The organism is Acidicapsa dinghuensis (genome assembly GCF_025685685.1).
Lineage (GTDB): Bacteria > Acidobacteriota > Terriglobia > Terriglobales > Acidobacteriaceae > Acidicapsa > Acidicapsa dinghuensis.
Genome location: NZ_JAGSYH010000007.1, coordinates 351,169 through 362,590 on the forward strand (window position 1 = coordinate 351,169; position 11,422 = coordinate 362,590).

Annotated in this window: 11 protein-coding genes; 2 read left to right on the forward strand and 9 right to left on the reverse strand. The window is 56.6% G+C overall.

Features of this window, described 5'->3' with window-relative positions:
* Nucleotides 1–126: 126 nt before the first annotated feature.
* From OHL22_RS20945 to msrA, 3 genes are read right to left on the reverse strand one after another with little or no spacing between them, the layout of a single operon-like run.
* On the reverse strand, nt 127–438 hold the full coding sequence (locus tag OHL22_RS20945; RefSeq protein ID WP_263341605.1) for a hypothetical protein: 312 nt from the start codon (nt 436–438) through the stop codon (nt 127–129).
* Entirely contained in the window at nt 416–895 is a 480-nt protein-coding gene (locus OHL22_RS20950) for a methyltransferase domain-containing protein (RefSeq protein WP_263341607.1), read from the reverse strand. Before OHL22_RS20950 ends, OHL22_RS20945 begins: the two co-directional genes overlap by 23 nt.
* On the reverse strand, nt 896–1,579 hold the full coding sequence (msrA, locus tag OHL22_RS20955; protein ID WP_263341609.1) for a peptide-methionine (S)-S-oxide reductase MsrA: 684 nt from the start codon (nt 1,577–1,579) through the stop codon (nt 896–898). It abuts the gene before it with no gap.
* A gap of 302 nt (nt 1,580–1,881) precedes the next feature.
* On the opposite strand from msrA, the gene fba reads away from it, so the two are divergent.
* Both fba and OHL22_RS20965 read left to right on the forward strand, forming a co-directional pair.
* Complete coding sequence (gene fba / locus OHL22_RS20960) at nt 1,882–2,934, forward strand: class II fructose-bisphosphate aldolase (RefSeq protein WP_263341610.1); 1,053 nt, start codon at nt 1,882–1,884, stop codon at nt 2,932–2,934.
* 131 nt (nt 2,935–3,065) lie between these two features.
* Nucleotides 3,066–3,668, forward strand: coding sequence for a DUF421 domain-containing protein (locus OHL22_RS20965; RefSeq protein WP_263341611.1), 603 nt, complete (start codon nt 3,066–3,068; stop codon nt 3,666–3,668).
* 19 nt (nt 3,669–3,687) lie between these two features.
* On the opposite strand, the gene OHL22_RS20970 is transcribed toward OHL22_RS20965, so the two are convergent.
* The 6 genes from OHL22_RS20970 to OHL22_RS20995 form a co-directional block, all read right to left on the reverse strand.
* A complete protein-coding gene (locus OHL22_RS20970; RefSeq protein WP_263341612.1) occupies nt 3,688–4,929 on the reverse strand; it encodes a glycosyltransferase family 4 protein in 1,242 nt (413 codons plus the stop codon).
* Nucleotides 4,930–4,948: 19 nt separating this feature from the next.
* Entirely contained in the window at nt 4,949–5,785 is an 837-nt protein-coding gene (locus OHL22_RS20975; protein WP_263341614.1) for a hypothetical protein, read from the reverse strand.
* Between the two features lie 31 nt (nt 5,786–5,816).
* Nucleotides 5,817–7,367: a glutamine-hydrolyzing GMP synthase gene (guaA, locus tag OHL22_RS20980; protein WP_263341616.1), complete on the reverse strand. Its 1,551-nt coding sequence runs from the start codon at nt 7,365–7,367 to the stop codon at nt 5,817–5,819.
* A 72-nt stretch (nt 7,368–7,439) separates the two neighbouring features.
* Nucleotides 7,440–8,426: a hypothetical protein gene (locus tag OHL22_RS20985; RefSeq protein ID WP_263341618.1), complete on the reverse strand. Its 987-nt coding sequence runs from the start codon at nt 8,424–8,426 to the stop codon at nt 7,440–7,442.
* 14 nt (nt 8,427–8,440) lie between these two features.
* Entirely contained in the window at nt 8,441–10,948 is a 2,508-nt protein-coding gene (gene leuS, locus OHL22_RS20990; protein ID WP_263341619.1) for a leucine--tRNA ligase, read from the reverse strand.
* A 355-nt stretch (nt 10,949–11,303) separates the two neighbouring features.
* Nucleotides 11,304–11,422, reverse strand: a 119-nt coding sequence (locus tag OHL22_RS20995) for an integrase core domain-containing protein (protein WP_263341629.1), incomplete at its 5' end; no start/stop codon positions are given.

Consider the following 11,422-nt stretch of genomic DNA (forward strand, 5'->3'; position numbering starts at 1 on the left):
TGATTGACAAACAAAGCCGATCCCTCTCTGGGATCGGCTTTGTTTATAGGGAACTCCTTTAAAATCGGCAAAAGATACCCCGACGTTGGAACGAATGGGCGGAACAGTTTCGACAGGACTGCCCTCTCACCGGTCTTTGATTCCATCAATGATGAGTGACGGAACTCGCATGATGTAGTTTGTGTTCGACACGATCGGCCAATCCGCACATTCCACAATCTGAAAGTACTCACTGCTCAGTGATCCTGGAACGCGCTGAATATGTTGGCCATCGGGTGTGCAGTAGTCGAGGGGCATGGTGCGAAAGCCTGACTCCTGAATAACACTGGACAGAATGTCCTTTGTGTAGCGCACCAGATGCTTTTGTGGATGGCCCGGAGGACGATGACGCGGGTGGTCAGGCTGCTCCGGAGGCTCATAGGTACGGGAGGACAGCATCCGGCACAACAGTCCGCAGGACACCACCTACCTTTAGAAGTCGATGGCACTCTCGCATGAGTTCGCCGGCGAGAGTAAGCGGAAGATGTTCAAAGAAATGCTCTGAATAGATAAATGTGAAACTCTGATCGTCGAAGGGGAGTCTCTCTCCTGCGCGGAAGAAAAACTCTCTAAAATCAGTGCCCCGATAGAGCGATCGGGTAAAAATCGGATCGCCGCGCAACAGGATGCGCCCAATTCGCTCAAGAATAGGTTGCGGCGGATCGCCGAGATGAATCCAGCTTGGATCTATAAATAGTGCCCGCGCAGCCTTGGATAGTTTTTCGAGACGAGACGTACCCAACTGCAATCTTATCGCGCCCATAGTATGCATTAACGCTAACATAGCCAATCGAGCCATCAACTCCCGGCCGATTGCGTTCGGGTAACGGATGGTAAACTCCTGCAGATAAAGCACCTATCTTCCGTGATAATCCTTGAACAGCTCAGGAAACTGCTGCTTTAGCGCTTCCACCTTTGGCCGGTCGCAAACAAGGATGTAGGGATTCTCGGGATGATGCAGTGCGTAGTCCTGATGATAGGACTCGGCGTCGTAAAAGCCTTTAAGCGGCGTGACTTCGGTGACAATGGGTTTCGGAAAAACTTTGGCTGCATCTAGCTGGGCGATATATGCGCGGCTGATACGCTCTTGCTCTGGGTCTGTGTAGAAGATGACCGAGCGATAGGATGTGCCAACATCCGGCCCCTGTCGGTTGAGCTGTGTTGGGTCATGGACTACGGAAAAGAAGATCTGAAGCAGTTTTCCATAGGTGATCTGCGAGGGATCGTAGACAACTTTGACTGATTCAGCGTGGCCGGTATTTTCCTGCCCTACCTGATCGTAAGTCGCGGTTGCTGCCGAGCCTCCGGAATAGCCAGCGGTGGTGTTCAGCACGCCTTTGACGCGCTCGAAAACAGATTGCGTTCCCCAAAAACATCCGCCGGCAAATACCGCTACTTTGTGGCCGGGCTTGGCCGCAGGGGCAACATCGGTCTGCGGAGCGGGGATACGAGCACGCGTTTCTGCGTTGCATCCGAGACAGAGAGCAGAAACGACAAAAACCAGAGCAATGGATTTAGGCACGGGAAGAAAATTTCGCATTGGACCTACCTGAGGTACAAAGTTTGCACCTTCTACTTCATTACGCATGGGCTCAGTGTTTGGATGAGGATGCGCAACGAGCACCACCTTCGATGATTCGCCGTCTTGAAAAGTTACCGACACCACACCATCAGGTATGCACCCATAGCAAACCCGTGCGTTTGATGGACATGCAGATGTGCGAATCGCAGGCGGTCTGATGCACATCTAACGGGGATTGTCTCTGATAACATTAGTAGCGATTGCTGCTGCCGCCTTGATTGCGTCTCCGGCGGAGGATGCAGACCTGAAGGAGAATCGCTATGCCTCTAGTTTCGATGCGTCAGTTGCTCGACGAGGCCGCCAAGGGCGGATACGGTGTCGGTGCTTTCAACGTAAACAATATGGAACAGATTCAGGCCATCATGGAGGCTGCGCGCGCTACCAAGTCTCCCGTTATTATTCAGGCCAGCCGTGGCGCACGCGCCTACTCCCAAGATAAATTTCTCTACCACCTGATGCTTGCCGCCGCCGATCTCTACCCGGAGATTCCCGTTGCGATGCACCAGGATCACGGCAACAGTTTTGAGACCTGTAAGAGCGCCATTGAGCTTGGTTTTACCAGCGTGATGATGGATGGTTCGCTGAAGGCTGACGGCAAGACGCCGACCGACTTTGAAGAGAACGTGGAAGTGACTCGTCGCGTAGTGGAGTTTGCTCATGAGCGCGGTGTGACGGTCGAAGGCGAAATTGGCGTGCTGGGCGGCATTGAAGATGGCCATGGCGCCGGTGGAACGGGACTGGAGCACGTGACCGATCCCGACCAGGCAGTTGAGTTTGCTGAGCGCACCGGCGTGGACGCGCTGGCAATCGCCATCGGCACCAGCCACGGCGCGTACAAGTTCTCGAAGAAGCCCGATGGCAAGGTGCTCAAGATGGACCTGCTCATCGAGATCCACAACCGTTTGCCCCGTACTCACCTCGTCATGCACGGCAGCTCGTCCGTGCCAAAGGATCTGCAAGATGTCATCAACCAGTATGGCGGCCATCTGAAGCCGACGTGGGGCGTACCTGTCGAAGAGATTCAGCTCGGTATCAAGAACGGCGTACGCAAGATCAATGTCGACACCGACAGCCGTCTGGCCATCACGGGCGCGATCCGCAAGGTGTTTGCCGAGTCACCGGAGAAGTTCGATCCGCGTGACTATCTGAAGCCAGCACGTGAGGCGATGCAGAAGGTTGTATCGGAGCGCATGACGGAGTTTGGCCAGGCTGGTCACGCTGGCGACTACTCGCCGAAGACGATTGAAGAAATGCGCGAGGGTTATGCAAGCGGCGCGCTTGAGACGCGTCCTTCGCTGGCTGGTGCTCACTAATCAAATACACAAGCAGATACAACGGCCATCCCTATAGGGGTGGCCGTTTTGTTTACCTGTATTGTCGCAATCAACCGGACCCGCAATAAGTGCGGCATGCAATAAGCTGTCGTTGAGGTTCTCAACAGCTTATGGACTTTTCGTACACCACCCTGCATACGATCCTTGACCATATGTTTCAAATGCCGCTTCCGGTGTTGGAGAAGCTGGCGCGGCCCGTGATTGTGTATCTCGTGCTTGTCGTCTTGCTGCGATTGTTTGGCAAGCGCGAGCTGGCGCAGCTCAATCCCTTTGATCTGGTGGTACTGCTGTCACTGTCGAACACGGTGCAGAACGCAATCATTGGCGATGATAATTCTGTGTCGGGCGGCGTGATCGGCGCTTTCGGCTTGTTGGCAATCAACTGGCTTGTGGCCCGCACACTATATCGTTCACCGCGATTGACGAAGCTGCTGGGCGGCCAGCCGACTGTGTTGATTCGGAACAGCAAAGTCGACGAGAAGGCTCTGAAAAATGAGTCGCTGACAATTGAAGAGCTGATGGATGTGCTGCATAAGCAGGGGTTTGAAGGCCTTCACCAGGTAAAAAACTGCACCCTGGAACCAAACGGAACGTTCTATATTGAAGCCGCCGACCCCTCGTTAGATGAGCGGCGGCATTCGGAGTTGCTGCAGAAGCTGGAAACGCTCGGCCAGGAATTGGCGGTGCTACGCAAGGCTGCCGAACAACCGTGAGAGAAAAACAACAAACGGCTCAGGAGATAGCCTCCCGAACGCCCGCGGCGGTTTTGTCACGATAAGCCTGCCAGGTCATCTGACCTGCGCGTTCGCGGGCCGATTCACTCATGGTGTGGAGCAGTTCGCGGTCACGATGCAGGCGCTCAAGGCGCTCGGCTATAACCTCGGCACTGCGAATGCGAACGATGAAGCCATCCTGACTGTCGCGCAGGAGGTCCGGACCGCCTGTGTGCGGCGTGGTGATTACCGGCACTCCGCGCGAAAGAGCTTCACCAATGACGAGTCCGAAGCCTTCGAAGAGTGACGGGAAGACGAACACGTCGTGTTGCGACATCTCATTCAGGATTTCGCGATGCGGCAGCGAAGCGATCCAGCGATGCTGGGCACAGGCTTTGTCGAGCGCGTCGCTATGCCCTACTTTGCCTCCAATCACAGTGAGCGTTACCGAACTGCCGAGCATGCGCACTGCTTCAAAGAGGTAGGAGATGCCTTTGCGCTGGCTGAGCGAGCCGACGTAGAGGACTCGCAGCGGCCTTGAGCTGTCGGTCAGTGGACGCGCCTGATCGATGGGTGGCGGCGTGCCATAGGGAATGACCTTCACCTCCGCAACCTTGCCCGGATACTTGCTCAGCGTTGAACGCGTGTATTGGCTGGCAACGAAAATGGTATCGGCCTGGGCGATTTCCTGATCTTTCGAGGCCAGCTTTTCATCGCAATCATCGAGTGCTTTGAGCGTACCTTTCCACTCGGGCTGCAATTCGGCTTCTTCGAGCGAGATTTCACGATTGACGCGCCAGTAGCCGATGGGCAGATCGTAGAGGCAGCGAATCCCCAACTCATGGGCTTGCTTGAACTGATGCACGGCGCCGTCTTCATAGGCATAGACGGCACGGACGTCTTTATTGCGGTTGAGACTGCGGGCAACGTATTTGTCTAAATCGCGATAAATGCCATCGATAGAGAACGTGCTGGCCCAGCCCGTAACGAGTTCTTTTTTGCCGGCGCGAAGAGCGATGTTGCGAACCAGCTCTCGAAACGGCCGCGTCTGTATCTGATGAGACGGCAACTGCACACGAGCACGGCGCTCGAACATGGCACGCATTGAGCGCGGTGTGAGCCGCGCCGCAAAGCTATCTGGACGCCAGGCAATGCAGGTGTAAAAAGCCTCTAGCAGAGCAGCTTCCTGCAATGCGTTGACGACAGCAGTGACGTTGGCATTGCCGGTGGGATGGCTGATGATCACTAGTCCTGCTCTCATTCTGTTGATTCCGTCTGTGTCACTCGCACCATAACTCCATGTGTCTCAGCGTCGGCTTGGTGCATGGTTTGCCTTTGCCCCCAACGTCAGGCACAGGAAGTGGCTCACCGGGTTTCCATAGACCGAGCCGTTGTTCTATGTTGGGCATTTCGGAGTCGATCACCGCCAAAGGATTGCCGTCGTCGTACAAAGTGGCACTGCGATATCTCAGCACCCGGTGATAAACGTCATCAGGAGCAAGCTTATTCACCACAATCCAATAACCGTAGGGCAGATGCTCTTGCGGCTCGGCGGTGATAACACTTCCCTGAAGCGGCCCATCGGTAATGAAGCGAATCTCCTGGTTATTGTTGTGGCCGGTGCTCTTGCCATAGACACGCCGGAATGTATCATTGTCGGCATCATAATCGACCAATTGGGTGGATACGATCTGATCTGAATCTCCAGAAAGCAGACTGCCAGTGATGATTAGCAGAAACGGCGCTGCCTTTGGCCCACGCGGATAGACCACCCTGGCGGTAATGAGATAGTGAGGCTCCCACGCGATGGGATCGTCGGGCGTGGTCGTTCGAAGCGGAAGCGCAACGGGCTCGGACAAACATGGTCCCGCTGGTCCTTTGTACAGACATACAGTGAGCACGCCGGGCGCATCATTGCCTCCATAATCTTTGACTGGCGGCCCCTCCGTTACGACTAAGCGCCATGCCGAACGGGTGTGGAATGGCTTGGCAAGGTTGAGTTCCATATCCTGAGGTTTGGGATGATCTGCCGGAGACTCGACGTTATTCTGAGCCACAGTAATGGCGCTTGTCGGCCCTAATAACAGCATCACAAAGAGTGCAATGTGCTTGCGCATGGCTAGTCCCCCGCAGGATTATCCCACACCCTTATTCCCACTCGATGGTGCCCGGTGGTTTGGAAGTGATGTCGTAAACGACGCGGTTGATGCCGCGCACTTCGTTGACGATGCGGCTGGAGATGCGCTTGAGCACATCGTAGGGCAATGGCGCCCAATCGGCTGTCATGCCATCTTCTGAATGCACAGCGCGGATGGCGCAGGTGTTGGCGTAGGTGCGTTGGTCGCCCATGACGCCGACGGTCTGGATAGGAAGCAGAACCGCGAAGCTTTGCCAGACTTTGGAGTAGAGGCCGGCGGCTTTGATTTCCTTGACGACAATATCGTCGGCTTCCTGCAGGATGGCCACGCGATCAGCGGTGACTTCACCAAGAATGCGGACGGCGAGACCGGGGCCGGGGAATGGCTGCCGCTGCAGGATATCTTCCGGCATACCGAGATCGCGACCGATGCGACGCACCTCGTCTTTGAAGAGATCGCGCAGCGGCTCGATGAGCTTCATCTTCATGCGCTCAGGCAGGCCACCGACGTTGTGATGGCTCTTGATGGTTTGCGATGGACCGCGCACGCTTGAGGATTCGATCACGTCAGGATAGAGAGTTCCCTGCACCAACCAGTCAACGCCGCCAGTCTGCTCGGCGATGCGATTCGATTCGTCTTCAAAAACTGCGATGAATTCACGACCGATGGTTTTGCGCTTGGTTTCGGGATCGGTGACGCTGGCCAGCTTTGCGAGAAAGCGATCGCTCGCATCGACAGGAACGAGATTGAGGCCTAGCTTGTCACGGAGATTTTGCGTGACCTGGGCAAACTCATTCTTGCGCAGCACGCCGTTGTTAACGAAGACGCAGGTGAGCTGATCACCGATGGCTTTGTGAACGAGGACTGCAGCTACGGACGAATCGACGCCTCCGGAAAGCGCGCACAGTACATGATCGGAACCAACCTTTTCGCAGATCGCGGCGACTGTGGTTTCGATGAAGTGAGCAGGAGTCCAGTCCCCTTTCGCGCCGCAGATATCGAAGACGAAGTTGCTGAGCAACTCTTTGCCGAGTGGGGTATGGTGCACTTCGGGGTGGAATTGCACTGCCCAGATCTTGCGGTCTTCATTGACGATGCCTGCGAGTGCGTTGTTGGTGACGGCGGTGCGATGGAAACCGGCCGGCAGTTCAAGCGCTTCGTCGCCGTGGCTCATCCACACGTGCAGATGCGACGGGAGTCCCGCGAAGAGCGCGGTCTTTGCATCTTCCACGATAACTTCAGCATGGCCGTACTCGCGTTTATCGGCGGGGCGAACCTTGCCGCCAAGATGATGAGCAATGAACTGAAGGCCGTAGCAGATGCCCAGGACAGGCTGACCTAGTTCGAGAACCTTGGGGTCGGCATCGGGCGCGTCTGCGTCGTAAACCGATGAAGGCCCGCCGGAGAGGATTATACCGATCGGATTGTAGGCCTGAATCTCACTCAAAGACGCCGTGCAGGGCAGAACGGCGGAGAAAACATTGAGCTCGCGGATGCGGCGCGCAATTAGTTGCGTGTACTGCGAGCCGAAGTCGAGGATTACTATGCTTTGGGTGTCCACTCTCTAGTGTGGCAGGGCGATAGGGAGTGTGACAAGAGATTCGCCGCGCGGTGAGCTGACAGCGCAGTAAATTTAACCGCGGTAGTGCCGCCAAAGAGCGCAAAAACTGCGTAATCGAACGACATGAAAGAAGTCGTTGGCCATGAGATACCACACGATCACGATTATGTCGATGGTACGGAGCGTATCAGGGCCAAACTCATCGCTGAACGGTAGTGGAGCCGACGAAAAGACCATCGCGAGAACAACAAGAGCGAGCTTCACGATAGCCATGACGAGATTCACTTCCGCCAGCTTGCCGCTCAGCAATTTTCCGAGGCGGAAGCTGCAGGCAAACGCTCGGAAGGTCGCTCCAAAGCCTTTGGAGCCTTCGACCACGAGCAGTAACGGAGCCACCGTGAGTACCCAGCTCACGAGCGACCAGAGGGTAAAGAAGCCGAGAGAGAGAAAGATCAGCCAGCAGAGATAGCCAACGAGATCAGGTTGGGCCTGGTCAGTAAGGTGATTGCCCGAGGCCCAGCTGACGGTCTCGAACCATCCCCACCAGCAGGTGAGGAGCGCCAGCATCCAAAGTGCCTGTAATGCAGCGAAGCCCGGAACACGGCGCAATAACGCACCGAATGTGAGGTCGGGCACCGTGGCTGGCAAACTACCTTTTCGCTCGATGGCGCGCATCCGAAGCAGAATCAGAACCCGCCCAAAAGCCGAGGCTATGGCCCACGCAACGATGCCAAGCGGCACCAGCCAGAGTAGAACGTTTACGACGTAAGACTCATACTTTCCTACGGCCTGCGCGATCAAAACCGAAGAAAGCCAGGGGTTGGTCCACTCCAGGCGGTCAAGGCCTGCTGCCGAGGTTGGTAATTGGACCAAAATGCGGTGCACCTGCTCTTGTGCGATAAGCAGGAACGGGATGCCGACGAGCCAACGCCAGGCGACTTCAATGGCGGTGAGCGATGGATGACGCCAGCAGAAGCCTAGATGTCCGACTGTATTTTGCGTGGCGCGAACGGTAGTAGTTAACTCTTGATGCTGTTCAGTCGTACCATCCGCGCTCACTTGAGACTGCGACACTACTTCACCACCAGATTTACCAGCTTGCGAGGGACGATGATGACTTTGACCGGCTTCTTTCCGGCCAGCCACTCGATCACTTTCGCGTCGGCAAGCGCTGTTGTTTCTATCGTTGCGTTGTCAGCTTCGGCCGAAACGCGCACTACCGACCGCAGCCTGCCGTTGACCTGCACAGGAATCTCGATCTCGTCCTCTTTGGCGAGTCCAGGATCAGAAACCGGCCAGGGTGCGCGCAAGATTGCACCTTCTCCGCCCAGCTCTTCCCATAGTTCGGCGGCAAGGAAAGGCGCGAAGGGCGCAAGCAGGAGCACAAGGTTGCGTAACAACTCGGCGACTACGGGCACGGGTACTTCACCTGACGCGAGCGCGGCCTCGGCTGCTGTGATCTCGTTCACCAACTCCATGATGGCCGCAATACAGGTGTTGAAGTGCCAGCGGCCAGAGAAGTCGAGCGTGATCTTGGCGATGGTCTGGTGCAGTTTGCGCAGGAGTGCGAGTGAGGTGCCTGCCGGAGGTGCGGAGTTATTCGTCGCCGCATCTGCAGACTTTGCCGTGGCCGCATATCGCTGCACCAACCGGTAGACGCGGCCCAGGAAGCGACTGATGCCGGCGACGCCGTCTTCCTGCCAGTCGAGGTCTCGATCTGGCGGCGCGGCAAAGAGCGCGTACATGCGCGTGGCGTCTGCGCCGTAGCGGGCGACCATGTCATCGGGCGAAACAACATTGCCCCGCGACTTCGACATCTTCGCGCCGTCTTTGATGACCATGCCCTGCGTAAAGAGACGCGTTGCGGGCTCGTCATTGGTGATGAGGCCGAGATCACGCATAACGCGGGTCCAGAAGCGCGAGTAGATGAGGTGCAGAATCGCGTGCTCGACGCCACCGATGTACTGATCGATGGGGAACCAGTATTGGGCGATTTCTGGAGCAAATGGGCCCGCGGAGTTCTTCGCGTCGGTGTACCGGTAGAAGTACCAGCTTGAGTCGACGAAGGTGTCCATTGTGTCGGTTTCGCGCTTGGCGGGTCCGTCACAGACTGGACAAGTGGTGTTGAGGAATTCGGGCACCTTGGACAACGGTGACCCGCCCTCCTGCGTGATCTCGATCTGGTCGGGTAACAGGACGGGAAACTGATCATCGGGCACAGGAACGAGGCCGTGCGTGGGGCAATTGACCATGGGGATAGGTGTGCCCCAGTAGCGCTGACGGCTGACGCCCCAGTCACGCAGGCGATAGGTGATCTTGGCCTCACCGAAGCCATGCGCTTCCGCGTATTTCTCTAGCTTGTCCTGGCCTTCTTCGCAGATGAGGCCGTCGAACTCGCCGGAGTTGATGAGGATGCCCTGCTCTGAAACAAATGGCAGCGGAGTCTCTTCTTCCGACTCGCCAACTTCGCGGATGACGCGGCGAATCTCGATGCCGTACTTGGTGGCGAATTCGAAGTCGCGCTCGTCATGTGCAGGCACACTCATGATGGCGCCAGTGCCGTATTCCATGAGCACGTAGTTGGCGACCCAGATGGGAATGCGTTCGCCATTGAATGGGTTCGTAGCGTAACGTCCGGTGAATACGCCCTGCTTCTCAAGGTTGCTGAGATTGTCGGTTTCACGCGCGACCTTCTGCTCGTCGATCATGGCGCTGATCTGGAGTTCGAGATCTTTGTCTCCGGCGGTCAACTCTGGTACAAGCGGATGCTCGGGCGCGAGCTGCAAACTCGTTGCGCCGAAGATGGTGTCGATGCGGGTCGTAAAGACGCGGATTTTCGACGCCTCTCCCTCTACTCCGAAATCGACTTCGGTGCCTTCGCTGCGACCGATCCAGTTGCGCTGCATGGTGCGCACTTTTTCGGGCCAGCCGGGCAGCTTGTCCAGGCCTTCGAGCAGTTCCTGCGCGTAGGCTGTAATGCGATAGAACCACTGCTCAAGATTGCGCTGCTCGACCAGTGTGTCTTCATGCCGCCAGCAGCAGCCGTCGATGACCTGCTCGTTGGCTAGCACCGTGGCGCACTGCGGGCACCAGTTCACCTTGCTCTGCTTGCGGTAGGCAAGGCCCTTCTCATACATGCGCAGGAAGAACCACTGGTTCCAGCGGTAATAGTCGGGCAGGCAGGTGGTGACTTCCCTTTCCCAGTCGTAGCTGAAGCCAATGCGCTGCATCTGGCGCTTCATGGCGGCGATGTTCTTGAGGGTCCACTCGCGCGGCGGGGTATTGTTTTTGAGCGCAGCGTTCTCTGCGGGCAGGCCGAAGGCATCCCAGCCCATGGGGTGAAGCACGTTGTAGCCCTGCATCCACATGTAACGGGCCAGCGCGTCTCCGATGGAGTAGTTGCGCACATGGCCCATGTGAAGCTGCCCACTTGGGTAGGGCAACATCTCGAGCACGTAATACTTTTGTTTGCCGGTGGATGCGGGCTCAGCCGCGTACATCGCAGGGTTTTGAGCCCAACGCTCCTGCCACTTCGGCTCGATCGCCGCCGGATCGTAGCGCAGTTCTTTCTCGTCTGCCATAAGGCTCTAGTTTAAATGGCGCGAGTAGGAGGGATGGGCAAGGAACCATCGCGCATCATCTCTGACCGCACTGAATTTTATGAACATGCACCTCTTGCGTCTGATAGCCAGAAGGAGGCTGGAACAGCGAAGCGTCAGGTTCACCCGATGTGAACTCGGTTAGCTCAGTGGTGCTCTTGCCAGACTGGGGATTGTCGCGGAGATCACGGACGACCAGGCCATAGTCCTTCACAACCCATCTCTCCTCGGTGGATACCAGCGGCGCGTCGTTGCCAACGTAGTCAGCAGGTGTTGTGGTCGTAAAACGGGCTCCAGTAGCCTTGAGCCCTTGAATGACCTGGGTACCTGTAGAAGCTCAAGAGGTTGTTCCATCGGCGAGCGGTATCTCGGAGCGGCTGATGGGCGGGTTGTAGTTGAGGCTACCATGAGGTCTTTCGTGGTTGTAGTAGTGAGTCCATGGCTGCAGATGTGAGT

Bases quoted from the DNA above. Each gene is read 5' to 3' on its own strand.
- OHL22_RS20945 (WP_263341605.1), bottom strand. From the start codon at position 438: ATGCTGTCCTCCCGTACCTATGAGCCTCCGGAGCAGCCTGACCACCCG.
- msrA (WP_263341609.1), bottom strand. From the start codon at position 1,579: ATGCGAAATTTTCTTCCCGTGCCTAAATCCATTGCTCTGGTTTTTGTC.
- fba (WP_263341610.1), top strand. From the start codon at position 1,882: ATGCCTCTAGTTTCGATGCGTCAGTTGCTCGACGAGGCCGCCAAGGGC.
- OHL22_RS20965 (WP_263341611.1), top strand. From the start codon at position 3,066: ATGGACTTTTCGTACACCACCCTGCATACGATCCTTGACCATATGTTT.
- OHL22_RS20970 (WP_263341612.1), bottom strand. From the start codon at position 4,929: ATGAGAGCAGGACTAGTGATCATCAGCCATCCCACCGGCAATGCCAAC.
- OHL22_RS20975 (WP_263341614.1), bottom strand. From the start codon at position 5,785: ATGCGCAAGCACATTGCACTCTTTGTGATGCTGTTATTAGGGCCGACA.
- leuS (WP_263341619.1), bottom strand. From the start codon at position 10,948: ATGGCAGACGAGAAAGAACTGCGCTACGATCCGGCGGCGATCGAGCCG.